This is a genomic window from Planktothrix pseudagardhii (assembly GCF_904830925.1).
GTDB classification, from domain to species: domain Bacteria; phylum Cyanobacteriota; class Cyanobacteriia; order Cyanobacteriales; family Microcoleaceae; genus Planktothrix; species Planktothrix tepida.
This window is the reverse complement of record NZ_LR882967.1, coordinates 2,537,468-2,553,738: the sequence shown is the minus strand read 5'-3', so window position 1 is coordinate 2,553,738 and position 16,271 is coordinate 2,537,468. Positions and strand designations below refer to the sequence as shown.

Sequence of the window (16,271 nt, the reverse complement as noted above, 5' to 3'; positions counted from 1 at the left end):
ATCGGACTTTTTTAAACCGATTACACGGTAGATTGTAAACTGAGCCTGCTATTCAAAAGCTGGTCAATTGTATCGATGAGTTTGTTTTTACAGAAGGGCTTGGTTAAATATTCCGTCGCTCCCGATAATTTTCCCTTAACTTGATCTTGAATCTCATCACGCGCTGTTAACATGATGATAGGTAAGTGATTAAAATTGGGTAATCCTCGTAAAATGCGACAGAGTTCTAAACCATCAATGCCGGGCATGGAAATATCTAAAAGCATTAAATCAATGGATTCTTGGTGAAGTACAGTTAGAGCTTCTATGGTATTGTTAGCCAGAATCAGATGATAGTGATTTTCCAAAATTTGTTTAATCAATTTTTGCATAGGAATACTATCATCAACAGCGAGAATTGTACTTTTAGGTTTTGTAGGTGTGTACATTTTGATTGCTCCCTTAGATTCTCTAATCGTTAGCACGAGAAAGTTTACAAAATAGATATTTCTGGTGAGATTTGATGATCCCCATATTTTAATTTTAGCTTACCGAAAACGCGCTCTCTACTGTGTTATAATCAATTTGTTAAAGAATATAAAACTTCATAATACAAAAAATAAATTAATCTGGGATTCATAATGGAGGAAGATCGAGCCAGAACCCTAAACTTGAGAGCTAACCCCTATGATTTTAAGTTCCAGGAGGATGTTGAAAACTTGTGTCAAGCCTAGATTATCAAGCAAAAGCAGCCTATCAACGGGGAATTAAATGGCTCATTGTTGCGACCCTGTTTACAGGAGCCAGTTTCGGAGCCGCTAGTTTGTATTATAAACTACAAAACCGTTCTGAAGAACCCATAACCGCAGGATTACAGAAAGTAGAATTAGGAACCGTTGATAATAAAATCAATGAAGGAGGAACGGTTGAATTAGGGGGACAACGCACGATTAAATCCCCCCAGGAAAGTGCCGTTGATCAGGTATTTGTGAAGGTGGGCGATCGCATTGTTTCTGGTCAACCTTTAATCCGTTTAAGATTTATAGAAGGAGAAACTGCATTAGCAAAAAAACAGTTAGAGATTCAAAAGCACGAACTCCTAATTGAGCGCGATCGCCAAAAAGTAGAAGAAGCAAAAACTAAATTAAAAATTGCTCAACTGGATTACAAAAATGATGTAGAACAACAGCAACAGGAAATTCAATCTAAAGAAATCACTCAAAAAATTAAAATTCAACAATCTCAAGCTGAGGTAGCTCGTCAAAAACAAAAAGTAACTGAAGCCCAGGAAGATTTGGCTGCTGCTGAGGCGGACTTAAATAAATCAAATATTCTGTTAGAACGGGGATTTATTGCTGAAAAAGAGGTCGATGCTCAAAAAGCGGATATTCGTGCTAAACAAGCTGCTTTAAGGGATGCTGAATTAAACTTAAAAAATTCTATTTCCAAATTAAATACTGAGCAAACGGAATTTATTCCTATTCAAAATACTATTAACAATAGGATATTAGATGCTAAAATTGAACTCCAACAATCTCAATCCGACTTACAACAAAGTTTGAGCCAACTGAATCTTTTAAAAGTTGAATATCAAGAACAAGCGTTAAAATTACAGAACAATATTGTCACGTCTCCCCTGGATGGAATGGTGCTAAATATTCAGGTGAAACCAGGAGATGGTGTCAACCTTAGAGATGATTTAATTACCTTGGGAGATCCCCGTCAAGAACTGGTTCAGCTTCAGTTATCAACTTTGAACGCCAGCCAAGTTAAACCCAATCAAATGGCACGAATTACGATTATTGGCCCTAATTCTAAACCCTTTCAAGGACGAGTTAAACAGGTGAATTTACAAGCTACAGCCCCAGAGAATAGTAATAATCAATCTAGCAGTTCATCGGGTCAAGCAACGGTTCCTGCAACCGTACAATTAGATCAACCCACCGGAGTTTTAATACCGGGAAGTCCTGTGAGTGTAGAAATTATTTTAGAGGAACGAAAAAACGTGATTGTTCTGAATACAGAACTGATTCAATCCCTAGACGATTCCCCCTTTGTTTGGAAATTAGACGCGAATAATCACGCTCAAAAACAACCCGTTACCTTGGGATTAAAAGGGTTAACTCAAGTAGAAATTAAATCCGGTTTAAAAGTGGGTGATACAGTTGTAATTCCGCCTCCTGATACCCCCATTGAACCAGGAACCCCAATTATTGAACAAACAGAAGAAAAGGAAAAGATGAATTCTAAGGAATAAATTGATCCCGAAACCTCAGCTTGTGTCTGTATTTTTCTTTCTGTTCCCTGTTCCCTGTTTTCTATATAAAAATACCCCCCTATTTGACTAGAGGAGTATTAAAGTGCTAAAACACCATAATCAGGTTATTTAGATTCAGTGAAATCCGCATCAATCACGTCATCGCCACCACTGGGAGGGGTAGAACCGCCGCCACTAGAGCCACCGTCTTCCGGTGATCCACCACCTGCTTGTTGATAGATATTAGAACCCACCGCAAATAACGCTTGTTGTAAATCTGTGGTTAGGGTTTTGATCTTGTCATCATTATCCTGAGCAATGGCTTCCCGCAGTTCCTTCACCATACCTTCAATCTTGGTCTTATCTGCTTCGGGAACTTTATCACCCAGTTCGTTGAGTTGTTTTTCCGCTTGATAAGAGAGGGTATCGGCTTGGTTTTTGCGTTCGATGCGTTCCCGACGTTCTTTGTCCGTCGCGGCGTTTTGTTCGGCTTCCCGCACCATCCGTTGCACTTCATCATCGGGGAGGGTAGAAGCACCTGTAATACTGATAGACTGTTCTTTACCCGTTCCTCGGTCTTTAGCCGTGACGTTCAAAATCCCGTTCGCATCGATATCAAAGGTGACTTCAATTTGAGGAACACCCCGCGGCGCGGGAGGAATTCCATCGAGGCGGAAGGTTCCTAAACTCTTGTTATCGTTGGACATTTCCCGTTCTCCTTGGAGAACATGGATTTCAACGTTGGTTTGACCATCAACCGCAGTGGAGAACACTTCAGATTTTTTGGTCGGAATAGTGGTGTTGCGAGGAATAATTTTAGTCATCACTCCACCGAGGGTTTCCACACCCAGGGACAGAGGAGTAACGTCTAACAGCAGGATATCTTTAACTTCACCCGCTAAAACCCCCGCTTGAATGGCGGCACCTAACGCCACAACTTCATCCGGGTTAACGGTTTGGTTGGGTTCTTTACCCAGAGCATCCCGAACTAACTTTTGAATAGCGGGAATGCGGGTAGACCCTCCCACTAACACAACTTCATCAATATCTGACTTCTTGAGTTTAGAATCACTGATAGCTTTCTCAACGGGAGTCAAACAACGGTCTATTAAATCAGAACATAATTGTTCAAATTTTGCCCGCGTTAGGGTCATATCCAGATGTTTCGGCCCATCTTGGGTGGCGGTAATAAACGGTAGGTTAATTTCCGTTTGGGTAACGCTGGAAAGTTCTTGTTTAGCTTTTTCAGACGCTTCCGTTAACCGTTGCAACGCTTGTTTATCTTTGCGGAGGTCAACCCCTTCACTTTTCTGGAATTCTTCGGCGAGATAGTCAACGATTTTTTTATCGAAGTCATCTCCTCCCAGGTGAGTATCTCCAGAAGTCGCTAATACTTCAAAAACGCCATCGCCGACTTCTAAAATTGAGACGTCAAAAGTACCGCCTCCTAAGTCAAAAACCAGAATGGTTTCGTTACTTTTTTGTTCTAAACCATAAGCTAAAGAAGCAGCCGTTGGTTCGTTAATAATCCGTTTAACTTCAATTCCAGCAATTTTACCCGCGTCTTTAGTCGCTTGACGTTGGGAGTCGTTAAAATAGGCGGGAACGGTAATAACAGCTTCTTTAACAGGTTCGCCTAAATATTTGCTGGCATCATCAATGAGTTTTCTCAGCACTTGGGCAGAGATTTCTTCCGGGGCAAATTGTTTGCTCCGGGCAGGGCAATCTAATTTAACATTACCACTGCTATCGCGCAGCACTTTATAAGAAACTTCTTTAGATTCGTTGTTGACTTCTTCTGATTTACGTCCGATGAACCGTTTCACAGAATAAAACGTGTTTTCGGGGTTCATAACGGACTGACGTTTGGCAATTTGACCCACGAGTTGGTCGCCATTTTTGGCGAAAGCAACAACGGAAGGTGTGGTGCGTAACCCTTCAGCATTGGCGATAACAGTGGGTTTGCCCCCTTCCATCACGGCGACGCAAGAGTTAGTGGTTCCTAAGTCAATTCCGACTACTTTTCCCATAAGGTTTATAGTTCTCCGTTTACGACAAAAAAAGTTAGGTTCTGTTTGAGATAAGTCGTCTTGAAACGACTTCTGGACTACTCCTTAACCCAACTGCATCAGGGGGCGAGTCCAATTTCAATACAGTTTTTAAGATACGATTGCTTATCTCTATACTGGGGGCGGTTTGTCCATTCCTTGAAGGTGTGTTTACCGAACCTTTTTAGGTCGGTTGGGCTTCTGGTTTGGACGGTTAGCCTTTGTTGTTCATGTTTACTACTGTAGGAATTGCGATCGCTTTCGGTATTGTGGCAAACCGTATATTTTGGGTTGTAGTTTCCGATAAAATTATATTTTCCCCTCGTTTCTAGGTTCTACCTAGAAATGATATTAACGGAGGCTCTGCCTCCTGTTATGATTTGAGGCAGAGCCTCATGATTCCCATTCCAATGCAGAGCATTGGAACGAGGGAAGGGTTATAAATAATATCTGATAAAATAAGAATTAAGTTATATATTCCTAGGGCTTAACCATGAGTCAATGCCTTAATCCTGATTGCATCCAACTTAACTCTAAAATCACAACTTTTTGTCAAAAGTGTGGATCTAAATTGCTATTAACAGATCGATATCGGGCTTTAAAAATATTAGGACAAGGAGGATTTGGTCGAACCTTTCTAGCGGTTGATGAGCATAAACCTTCTCAACCTTATTGTGTGATTAAACAATTTTTACCCCAAGCTCAAGGCACGAATAATCAACAAAAAGCCGAGGAACTGTTTAAACACGAAGCGATACAATTAGAACAGTTAGGCAAACATCAACAAATTCCTGAATTATTCGCCTATTTTATCCAAGATCACCGTCAATATTTAGTTCAAGAATATATTGAAGGACAAAATTTATTACAAGAATTAGCTCAAAGTGGGGCATTTTCAGAAACTAAAATTATTAATTTGTTAGAAGATTTATTACCTGTTTTAGCGTTTATTCACCAAAAGCTAGTAATTCATCGAGATATTAAGCCGGAAAATATTATTAGAAGAAAGACCGACTTTTGCCAGTGATTTATATAGTTTAGGAGTCACTTGTATTCATTTATTAACGAATATTGCACCCTTTGATTTATTTGATGTCAGTGAAAGTGATTGGGTGTGGCGAGATTATTTAACAGTTAAAGTCAATAATACTTTTGGAAGCTTAAACTTGCCGAAACGGCAATATTATCCTTCCAATGATACATAATGACAGATATGCCAAAATCCTACACTTGGGTCAATCAACTTTAGAGAATAAGTTGTATCCTGCTGTAGTTGATGCAATAAACTGCTACTAGGGTCAATAAAAAAAAGATTGTTGTAATCTTGAGGAATTGTCACCACCTGATCAAAGGGTGTCGTGAGCAGATGGACTTTTGGGTCTAAACGATGACTCAAGGTTAAGGTCATTCCCACAGAAATAGGATGGTTGTCACTGATCAGTAAAGGACTCTCCGTTTTATTAACAATTTGAGAAATTTCTGTAAAATACGTTCCTCTCATCTGTATCCACCAAGTTTCAGCCTTAAAAAGGCTAATATCAGAAAAAACTCCAGCTATTATTAATCCAACCATTATGAATTTACAGACTTTTTGTTTCCAAGTATTGTCCCAAAAAAGATGGTTAGTTAAAATAAAAGCAACAGCAATTTGCTGGGTGAGGTATGAAGGCAATGTATACCGAAAATTTATCGATTGAATTCCACCATAAATTGTATCACATAAAAGTAATGAAAGGCTGGGAAATAACCATAAAGTTAAAATAAACGTCCTTGGTTTATTCTTGGTTTTATATAGCAAAAAATATAAGAGATAAATAATTAAAGCCAAACTTAATACTATCCAAATAATACTAAATGATAAATAACTTTCTACAACAGAGTCAGAAGCTAAATTTATATCAATAAACACCCTGCTAGTTCGCATCAAAAAAATAATCAAAAACCCAACAATTCGCTCAAAAATATTATCTATTGTATTTCCTAATAAATTTCCCGACCAAAGCAAATTTATCTGTAGAGCGGTATGAAGATGGGTAATGAAAACAATCAGCCAAGGGAGAAACATCAACAACCCCATTGCGGTGGCTATCAAATAATTGCGTAACGTTTTGTGCCAGCGAAACTGTTGAGAGATCACTACATAAATACCCTGAGCAATGGCTACCAAAATAGTGAATAAATGGGTGTATAATCCCAAAGCTAAGGTGAGGGCATAAAGCCCCCAACTCCATAAACTCTCTCGTCGGATAGCGCGTAATAAGGCAGCAGAAGAGAGTAGAATTGTTACCATCCACAAACCATATTGGCGTGCTTCTTGAGCAAAAAAAATCTCTAAGGGAGAAATTGCCATCAAACCCAGTGCTACCCATCCCACAGAGGGTGCGTCAAACAACTCTAAACATAGCCAATACACACAGGGGAATATTAACAAACTAATGACTGCCGATAAACTCCTGACTTGTGCGGGAGAATCCCCAAATACTTGCGCCCACAATCTCGCCATCACATAATACAAAGGGGGATGCTGTGGATCTGAGGTGATTAAGTAGCGCACTGTATCCCCTACCCCGCGCTCTGGGTTAATCTGCTGAAATTTGTCTAAAGTTGTAATGGGAATAATGCCCTGATGATTAAAGATTTCCTGTTTGATCTCAGCTAGAGTGTGACCAGAAATTGCTAGGGAGGTAAAAGATTCATCGTGCCAATACACTTTATGTCCCAGATGAGCAAAGCGAAAGAAAACGCCTAGCGCTAATAGGCAAATGACGATGCTTTTTAACCAAGTTGGGGGATGTTGCTTTTCTAGTGGTGGTGACTGGTTCATTTACGATACCTCATTAATATTTACTATTTCTGAATTTTTTCGATATGCCAAAATTCTACAATGGGGTCAATTAAGTTGATAAGATAGGTTTTATTCTGCTGAATTACAGGTAGCAAATTATTATTGAAGTCAAAAAAGAAAATATTTTTGTATTCATGAGGAAACTCTGGTATAGGGTTATCGCGTACTGGAAGGAGGCTGACTTTTGGCTGTAAACGACTACTAAGAGTTAGGACTGCTCCCAAATTAGAAATATCGTCATTAATTAGCAGTAAAGGACTCTCATATTGATTAAGCATTTGCGATATTTTTATAGTTGAGTCGCCATTTATTTGTGTCCACCAAGTGTTTGCCTTAAACATATTGAAATCAGAAACTAATCCAGATATGATTAATCCAAACAGGATGAAATTCCAGAGTTTTTGTTGCCACATTTTATCCGATAAGAGATGAAAAGTTAAGATATAGGTAATAACAATTTGTAGGCTTAAATATAAAGGTAATTGATATCGAAAATGGATTGAGCGAATTCCGCCAAAAATTATGTCAACCCAAAGTAATGATAAACCTGAAATTCCCCCTAATAAAAACACAAATAAATTCATCTTGAACGAATATTTGTGATTGATAAAGAAATAGATGAGATATGTAATTAACAGCAAATAGCCTACTATCGTAGAGATACTATAGATTAAAGGACTCTCGGAAGCTAAACTGTAAACCCAAGCGGCATCTGAAGCTAAATTTATATCAAAAAAGATGCGCGTAGTCCTCGTCAACCAAATCGCAATTAAAGTCAAGGGATTATTGATTATTTTGAATGATGACCACGAAGTTAGTTGTAGAGCGGTATGAATATGGGTAATGAAAACAATCAACCAAGGGAGAAACATCAACAACCCCATTGCGGTGGCTATCAAATAATTGCGTAACGTTTTGTGCCAGCGAAACTGTTGAGAGATCACTACATAAATACCCTGAGCAATGGCTACCAAAACAGTGAATAAATGGGTGTATAATCCCAAAGCTAAGGTGAGGGCATAAAGCGCCCAACTCCATAAACTCTCTCGTCGGATAGCGCGTAATAAGGCAGCAGAAGAGAGTAGAATTGTTACCATCCACAAACCATATTGGCGTGCTTCTTGAGCAAAAAAAATCTCTAAGGGAGAAACAGCTATCAAACCCAGTGCTACCCATCCCACAGAGGGTGCGTCAAACAACTCTAAACACAGCCAATACACACAGGGGAATATTAACAAACTAATGACTGCCGATAAACTCCTGACTTGTGCAGGAGAATCCCCAAATAGTTGCGCCCACAATCTAGCCATCACATAATACAAAGGGGGATGTTGCGGATCTGAGGTGATCAAGTAGCGCACTGTATCAGCTACTCCTCGCTCTGGGTTAATCTGCTGAAATTTGTCTAACGTTGTAATGGGAATAATGCTGTGATGATTAAAGACTTCCTGTTTGAGCTCAGCTAGAGTATGACCAGAAATTGCTAGGGAGGTGAAAGATTCATCGTGCCAATACATTTTATGCCCCAGATGAGCAAAGCGAAAGAAAATGCCTAGTGCTAATAGGCAAATGACAATGCTTTTTAACCAAGTTGGGGGATGTTGCTGACCTAGTGCTGGTGACTGGTTCATTTACAATACCTCATGGGTGGCTAGAGAAGGAAACTGATTCACCCTTATCGCTTCTACATTGGTTTTTGAATCTACATCTTTCTCCGGCTGCAAGATACCTAGAATTAATCGAGAAGCTAATTGATGTCCAGCAACATTCCAATGATTATCTAAATCAAAATAAAGCTTTTCCCCTTCACTATTTTGTCGAAATGCCTCAGTCAAATCGACGCAAGTAACACCCTTCGTCTTCGCCAAGTTACATAATCTTTCATAACCAATTTCTTCAGTCTCAATATATTTGATTTTATTCGGGAAAAGCTTAGTATATTCCTGAATATAAGTTGATTCTTTCGAGGGAATTAAAAATACCAACAACTTGATCTGATGTTCTTGGGTTAGATCAATAATTCGCGAGAGCGCTGCTTCTACCTCCAAATGAGTATTAGAGGTTAGATAATCTATGTCTGGGCCAATTCCACCCGTTTCAGAAAAAGGCTTTCTATCAAAACTACGAATACTGACTAGCCTCATCCCATTGCTTGCTTTTTTCGTCAAATTCGGTGAGTAGTAATTTCTGAAAATAAATTGATATAAAAATGTTCTTTTATACCAACTTAATTGACTATTAATTTTTTCAATAAAATGGTCAAAATCTTTAAGGGGATATCGGGAGTCTATATTATGTAAATCATTAGCAAATATAGATAAAACGGCAATTTTAGGTTGATATTTAACAACCCAATCCTGAAAGAGAACTTCATATTGTTCAAATCCGTAAGCAGGTACTCCCAAAGTAATTACAGGTTGTTGAAGTTCTGATTCTATGAGTCCATAAAAAGTTTTGTCTCTATTGACCCATTGTCCCCATGTAAAAGAATCCCCAACAAAATATAAATTAGAGGTTGTGTAATCTCTTCCGAAATTACGAAAACCATAACGATCTGTATCGATTACTTCTGAAACTCCAGCATTTTTCCAAATGAATTCAAAATTTTCTAGATTGGGTTTGGGTTTAAAGTCTAACCGAGCATCACCCTGATAAACTTCAGGAAAAAGTTTACGCCAGCTTTCCGCAGGAGGAATAGCAAACCCCGTAGAAATAGCGAGGGTTTCTATAATCAGCAGTCCAGCAATCACTCCAACCATCATCAGCAAGAGCTTTTCTGTCCAAGACTTTAATTTCGTTCTCAATTCAGTCATGTCTTTTAAAAAAGGGTATAAATAAACGGCGCGATCGCAGAAGATTGAGCGAATACGATTAAAGCCCCCATAAAAACCAGGGTAACAATCAGGGGAATCAACCAATAATTTTTTTGCACTTTCAGAAATCCCCCCAGGTCTTTAAGAAAATCCACAGTGTCTTTTAGCATTAGAATGGTCTCTCCATACTTGACCTAGTTTCTTGCTTGCTGATTTGACGATAAGTAGGCAAATCTGGATCGAAGCATTGCGTTGTAGAATTTCCATCCAACAACCGCTTCATCAGTCCCATTGGTGTAATCATTATATAAAACAAAAGACCTAAAATAATTCGTGTTTGTATCCAGCCCAGGACAAGTCCAATTCTCATCCAGATTTGGTAAACAACATTTAAAGTTGCGGGTGCAACGATTGCCCAAATCCACAAAATGATAGCGATAGTCCAAGGCCAAACTGATAGAGAATGATGGCGTAGTATTGGCAATACACAACCCAACACAATTGCTACTATTGAACCACCTATCAGTCCAAATTCCCGCAAACCTTTTTGATCAAGTTCCCTGATTTCGTGCATAGTTGAATAGTTGTTGAATACTTTTTTGTAAATGCTTAAAGAGTTAATCTAATTGAAATTCTTTTTGCCAAGACTCATTATCATTTCTTTCGGGTTGTTCTGATTTGGCTAATAAGAAATTTTCAATCACCAAATAGTCCATCTCAGTCCTCATAAAACATCGATAGGCATCTTCGGGAGTACAAACAATCGGTTCGCCACGCACATTAAACGAAGTATTCACCAAGACGGCACAGCCAGTTTTTGCCTCAAAATGACGAATTAATTCGTAGTAACGACGATTCGTTTCCGGGTGAACGGTTTGTATCCGAGCCGAGTAATCAACATGAGTAACCGCAGGAATTTGGGAACGAGGAACATTGAGCTTGTCAATCCCAAACCTCTGCTGTTGCTCTTGTGTCATCGGAATGTGTAGGTTCTCTTTAATTGGTGCTACCAGTAGCATATAGGGACTAGAACGGTCAAGAGCAAAATAATCGGAAACTCGCTCTGCTAAAACTGAGGGAGCAAACGGACGGAAGGACTCACGATATTTAATTTTCAGGTTCATCACCGATTGCATTTTGGGATTGCGTGGGTCGCCAATAATTGAACGACTCCCCAAAGCACGGGGCCCAAACTCCATCCTGCCAGAGAACCAACCAACAACATTTCCCTGTGCTAAAATTTCTGCTAACTGAGGCATCAATTCGCGATCATCAAGCTGCTGGTAAAAGCTATTCATAGCATTGAGAAACTGGAGAATCTCTGCTTCGCTAAAGCTAGGCCCTAGATAAGAACCTTTCATCAGATCGCTAACTTTAGGAGTGCGGGGTTTTTCATGGTACTGATGCCAAATTGCTAAGGCTGCTCCAACGGCACCTCCAGCGTCCCCGGCGGCCGGTTGAATCCAAATATCTTTGAACTCAGTTTCTCGCAAAATTCGTCCGTTGGCTACACAATTGAGGGCTACACCACCCGCTAAACAGAGATAATCTACCCCCAATTCTTTTTTGACTGTTCTGGCTAGACGCAGTACCACTTCTTCAGTCACTTTCTGAATGGAACTGGCCAGATCCATTTCTCTTTGAGTGATTTCTGCTTCGGCTTTGCGGGGTTGTCCTCCAAACAGAGTATGAAACTTATGATTGGTCATGGTTAACCCAACGGTGTAGTTAAAGTAGTCCATGTTCAACCGAAAGGTTCCATCTTCTTTAAGATCCAATAAATGGTTGAGGATTTGGTCTACATATTTAGGTTCACCGTAAGGAGCTAAACCCATGAGTTTGTACTCACCGGAGTTAACTTTGAACCCAGTATAGTAAGTAAAAGCCGAGTAAAGTAAACCCAGAGAATGGGGAAAATCAATTTCCCATTGCGGGATGAGTTGATGTCCTTCTCCTAACCAGATCGAAGTCGTTGCCCACTCTCCTACACCATCTAAGCATAAAACAGCAGCACGCTCGAAAGGGCTGGGAAAAAAAGCAGAAGCCGCATGGGCTTGGTGATGTTTGGTAAACAGTAACGGGGGTAATTGAGAAGTTTTGCATCCCGCGAGTGTGGCTAATTCTTTTTTGAGAATTGCCTTAAGGTAAAGCTTTTCTTTTAGCCAGACAGGCATGGCGGTGATAAACGAGTTTAAGCCCCTTGGTGCATAGGTTAAATAGGTTTCTAACAGCCGTTCAAATTTGATTAATGGCTTGTCGTAAAAAACAATTTGATCGAGATCTTGTAAACTAATGCTTGCTTCTTTTAAACAGTAAGCGATTGCTTGTCCAGGAAAACTGGCATCGTGCTTTTTTCGGGAAAAACGTTCCTGTTGTGCTGCGGCAACAATGTCGCCATTGACAACTAATGCGGCGGCACTATCATGATAGTAAGCTGAAATTCCTAGTATTGAAAAATTGGGTGGTTTAGTCATCATTAAAACAATCCTTTAATCCCTGATAAATACGGGTTGATTATAGCAGCCTAATTCAGCAATTTGACAATTTTTAAAATTTTATTACTCTTTCAGTTTCATTTCATAAATATTCCAGTAAGTTCCTACATAAGGGGAAGGTTTAACCCCTTGGATACGATTTCGCACAGCTAACATTGATAAAGGATTGACTAAATAGATAAAGGGTAGATAATTCTGACTAATTCTTTGAGTTTCTCCATAGAGAGCTTTGCGCTTTTCTTCATCAAATTCTCCTGCTGCTTGAATGTACAAGTCACCAATTTTCTGCTCCCATTTTGCCACCTCTCGGCCCATGATTGACCTTTCTGCTGATGGTGATTGCTGATTAAAAAAGTGCCAGCGACCAGAGGGTAACCAAATATTAGCCCATTCATTCGGTTCTATGCCAACAATTGTTGTCAATACAGTACATTCCCAATCGAAAGCAAAATTTATTTTTTCTAGGAAAAGACTAAGACTTACGGGATTAAAATCAACAGATATGCCAATTCGAGCCAGGTCTTGTTTGACCTGCACTGCCATTGCTTGTAATACTTTGTTACTAGCATCGGTAATCAGAGTAAAGCGCACCGGATTTCCCTGCTCATCTAATAATTGACCGACCTTAGTGTATTGAAAACCTGCTTTTAGCAATAATTCTTTCGCTTTTTGAGGATTGTATTCATAAACCTTTAAACCGGCTTTCTCCGAGAGATAATAAGGACTATTGACAGAAAGCGGTGAATTTTGCAGTTCGCCCAATCCTCTATAAACATTGTTAAGTATTTGTTGGCGATCAATTCCATAAGCAACGGCTTGTCTAAATTCCAGTGTATTGAACCAGCGAGACTTGATCGGATCGATCAGGGGTTTACCATTCCTACTTCCTTTATTGAGATTAAAAGCAATAACCGTAGATCCTAAAGACGGGCCATTATTGTAGATGGTGAATTTACCTCTTTTTTCTTCCTGTTTTAATAAGGAAAAATAATCAGGATGAACATCGATAAAATCCAAGCCACCCGAACGAAATTGGAGTAAAGCTGTATCAGTATTCTTAACGGTATTCCAAATCACACGATCAATATAAGGTTGCCGATTTCCTTGAAGATCTTTTCGCCAGTAATAAGGATTCTTGCGGAAAATGATGCGTTCTCCGGGTTGATAAGTTTCTATTTTATAAGGGCCGTTGACAATAATCTTTTCCGGTGCAGTATCCGTTCCCCAAGTTGATAAAAATTTAGGCTGTCCTTCTTCGTTTTTTGTATTAACTGCTTCCCGCAAAGCATGGGCGGGTAAAATTTCCATTTTTGTAATGCGAAGAAATGGAAACCAGGGTTCAGGTAAGGTAAATTCGACTCGGAAGTCATCGAGTTTTCGCACCGTAGGAAAAGCGCGATTTTTACCCATTTTCAAGAAGTCTTTAGCATAGCTAGGAATGGCTGGATTCTTGTAAATTTCGTTATAAGTAAACACCACATCATCTGCGGTCAATGGAACTCCATCTGACCAATTTAGTCCTTTTCTAATCAAAAAAACAATTTTTTTATAATCTTTAGAAAATTTCCAAGATTCTGCAATGCAAGGTTCAAGTTTACCCTGGGCATTTTCTTTAACTAAACCTTCATAAGTATAAGGCAAAATATGGGTTAACTCTACTACTAGAGCCGGATTAAAGGTTTTGGGATCGGTTAAATAACTAACAACTAACTGAGAATCTTGAGTTTTGAGATTAACTGGGTTGTAGCTAGTCAGTACAATGACTGTTATAAAAAACAGCAAAATTGCTAACCAACGACGCCAGAAGATCCTAAACCCTGTCAATATTTTCATAACAGTTTTAATAATCATGAAAAATATTCTCCACAAGCTACATCGCACTGCAAGCGCCGTCCACCATCAAAATTGACCCGGTTACATAGGATGCGGCTTCAGAAGCGAGAAACACCACAGGCCCGACTAACTCCTCTAGTTTACCTCTACGATTCATGGGTATAAATGTTTTAATTAGTTGTTCCTGGGTCGCTAGGTCTGGGTAATTCGCTTTTGAACCTTCCATAATATTTTCCATATAACCGGGAGCGATCGCATTGACTCGAATACCATGCGCCGCCCACTCTATGCCTAAGGTTCGCACCAGTTGATTGACACCTCCTTTGGCCGCAGTGTAAGCCGCCACACCGGGTATACCCACAACACTAGCAATCGAAGAGTTCATAATAATTGAACCGCCTGTACCTTGTTGAATCATGTGTTGGGCGGCTAACTGAGCGCAGTTAAAATAACCCTTCAAATCAACATCAATAATGGCATCCCACTCCGCTTCTAACAGGGATAGGGCAGGTTTAATCGTGTTAATACCTGCATTACAAACCATAATGTCAAGTTGGTTGTAGTAAGCTACGGTTTGGTTAATTAAGTTAGCGCAATCCTGACGCTTGGTGACATCTGCCTGAATTGCGATCGCCTCACCCCCTGCATCTTGAATGATTTTCGCGGTTTTTTCTGCTTCAGGTAATTGAGTACCACAGATAGTTAGCTTGACTCCTCTATGTGCTAATCCCTCTGCAATTACTTTGCCAATTCCTCGTGTTGAGCCTGTTACAATAGCAACTTTACCTGTTAAGTCAAAAATCTTGTGTGCTAGTGTTGTCTTCATATAAAAAAGTCGCTCTATTATAGTATTTGTTGAGACTGTTCTAAGAATGGATAATCCGTGTAGCCCTGCTCATCTCCATCAAAGAAAGTTGGGCGATGGTATTGATTAAGCGGCGCATCGAGAAAAAAACGTTTTGGTAAATCAGGATTAGCAATAAACCACCGGCCATAGGCAACTAAATCAGCATCTCCATCTGCCACTACAGCTTCTCCAGTTACGCCATTATAACCACCAGCAGTGATCAAATTCCCTGCATACAAAGGCCGAAAATGGCGAACTCCTAGCTGCACCTTTTTTTCAGTGAAGTCATCCTGGCTGCCTTTGACTCTAGGCCCTACGATGTGAAGATAGGCTAAATTAAAATGATTGAGTTGGGTGACAACATAGTTAAATAATGCTTCAGGATTGGAGTCGTGCATATCTTTATAAGTGCTGCTGGGGGACAAGCGTACCCCAACTCGTTCGTTACCCCAAACCTGAGTGACGGCTTCGGTAACTTCCATTAATAAACGGGCGCGATTTTCAATTGATCCGCCATACTGATCAGTCCGTTTATTGGAATTATCTTGGAGAAATTGATCGAGTAAGTAACCGTTAGCACTGTGAATTTCAACTCCATCAAAACCTGCTAACATTGCATTTTTAGCGCCTTGCCGATATTGTTCTATAATTTGAGGAATTTCTACAGTTTCTAGTGCTCGCGGCACAACATAAGGTTCTTCTCCGGTATTATCTTCTTGAGATGCGATCGCGCTAGGAGCAACGGGCAATTGTCCATTCGGTTGCAAAGAAGGATAAGAACACCGTCCAACGTGCCATAATTGTAAAAAAATTCGTCCCCCACAATTGTGTACTGCTTCCGTGACTAACTGCCACCCTTCCACTTGTTCTGGAGAGTGAATTCCCGGAGTATTAGGAAGTCCCACCCCTTGCGGAGAAACTTGGGTCGCTTCACTAATGATCAATCCCGCAGAAGCCCGTTGAGCGTAATAAGTAGCATTCATCTGAGTCGGAACATTACCCTTACCTGCTCGCATCCGAGTTAATGGTGCCATCACAATCCGATTAGGTAACTCTAACGAGCCGATCTTTATAGGTTTAAATAGATTTGGATATTTACTCATGATCTCCAAAAATCAAATTTTTTATCAGTCAAATCAAGTTTTATAGCGCTA

The 16,271-nt window shown here is 39.8% G+C and carries 12 protein-coding genes and 1 pseudogene; 2 read left to right on the top strand and 11 right to left on the bottom strand.

What is annotated here, in order from left to right; genetic code table 11:
• Window positions 1-20: 20 nt before the first annotated feature.
• On the bottom strand, window positions 21-428 hold the full coding sequence (locus tag NMK36_RS10745; protein WP_072721980.1) for a response regulator: 408 nt from the start codon (window positions 426-428) through the stop codon (window positions 21-23).
• A 272-nt stretch (window positions 429-700) separates the two neighbouring features.
• Here NMK36_RS10745 and NMK36_RS10740 point away from each other — a divergent pair, with 272 nt between their 5' ends.
• Entirely contained in the window at window positions 701-2,236 is a 1,536-nt protein-coding gene (locus tag NMK36_RS10740) for an efflux RND transporter periplasmic adaptor subunit (RefSeq protein ID WP_072721981.1), read from the top strand.
• A 125-nt stretch (window positions 2,237-2,361) separates the two neighbouring features.
• Here the strand turns inward: NMK36_RS10740 and dnaK are convergent, their stop codons facing one another.
• A complete protein-coding gene (gene dnaK / locus NMK36_RS10735) occupies window positions 2,362-4,266 on the bottom strand; it encodes a molecular chaperone DnaK (protein ID WP_254173693.1) in 1,905 nt (634 codons plus the stop codon).
• Between the two features lie 511 nt (window positions 4,267-4,777).
• Between dnaK and NMK36_RS10730 the strand changes: the two are divergent.
• A pseudogene (locus NMK36_RS10730) lies at window positions 4,778-5,414 on the top strand (protein kinase domain-containing protein); the annotation flags it as partial.
• Window positions 5,415-5,467: 53 nt separating this feature from the next.
• Here the strand turns inward: NMK36_RS10730 and NMK36_RS10725 are convergent.
• From NMK36_RS10725 to NMK36_RS10685, 9 genes are all read right to left on the bottom strand, one after another.
• A complete protein-coding gene (locus NMK36_RS10725; RefSeq protein ID WP_254173692.1) occupies window positions 5,468-7,108 on the bottom strand; it encodes a glycosyltransferase family 39 protein in 1,641 nt (546 codons plus the stop codon).
• 23 nt (window positions 7,109-7,131) lie between these two features.
• Complete coding sequence (locus tag NMK36_RS10720; protein ID WP_254173691.1) at window positions 7,132-8,760, bottom strand: glycosyltransferase family 39 protein; 1,629 nt, start codon at window positions 8,758-8,760, stop codon at window positions 7,132-7,134.
• Window positions 8,761-9,942 carry an SGNH/GDSL hydrolase family protein gene (locus NMK36_RS10715; RefSeq protein WP_254173690.1) on the bottom strand — a complete coding sequence of 394 codons (1,182 nt, stop codon included), beginning with the start codon at window positions 9,940-9,942 and terminating at the stop codon, window positions 8,761-8,763.
• 5 nt (window positions 9,943-9,947) lie between these two features.
• Window positions 9,948-10,112, bottom strand: a complete 165-nt coding sequence (locus tag NMK36_RS10710) for a DUF5989 family protein (RefSeq protein ID WP_254173689.1) — start codon at window positions 10,110-10,112, stop codon at window positions 9,948-9,950.
• Window positions 10,112-10,516 carry an SxtJ family membrane protein gene (locus NMK36_RS10705; RefSeq protein WP_254173688.1) on the bottom strand — a complete coding sequence of 135 codons (405 nt, stop codon included), beginning with the start codon at window positions 10,514-10,516 and terminating at the stop codon, window positions 10,112-10,114. Before NMK36_RS10705 ends, NMK36_RS10710 begins: the two co-directional genes overlap by 1 nt.
• A gap of 43 nt (window positions 10,517-10,559) precedes the next feature.
• On the bottom strand, window positions 10,560-12,419 hold the full coding sequence (locus NMK36_RS10700) for a carbamoyltransferase family protein (RefSeq protein WP_254173687.1): 1,860 nt from the start codon (window positions 12,417-12,419) through the stop codon (window positions 10,560-10,562).
• 81 nt (window positions 12,420-12,500) lie between these two features.
• On the bottom strand, window positions 12,501-14,288 hold the full coding sequence (locus tag NMK36_RS10695; protein WP_254173686.1) for an ABC transporter substrate-binding protein: 1,788 nt from the start codon (window positions 14,286-14,288) through the stop codon (window positions 12,501-12,503).
• A gap of 19 nt (window positions 14,289-14,307) precedes the next feature.
• Complete coding sequence (locus NMK36_RS10690; RefSeq protein ID WP_254173685.1) at window positions 14,308-15,096, bottom strand: SDR family NAD(P)-dependent oxidoreductase; 789 nt, start codon at window positions 15,094-15,096, stop codon at window positions 14,308-14,310.
• Window positions 15,097-15,113: 17 nt separating this feature from the next.
• On the bottom strand, window positions 15,114-16,220 hold the full coding sequence (locus NMK36_RS10685) for an alkene reductase (protein WP_072721998.1): 1,107 nt from the start codon (window positions 16,218-16,220) through the stop codon (window positions 15,114-15,116).
• Window positions 16,221-16,271: the final 51 nt, after the last annotated feature.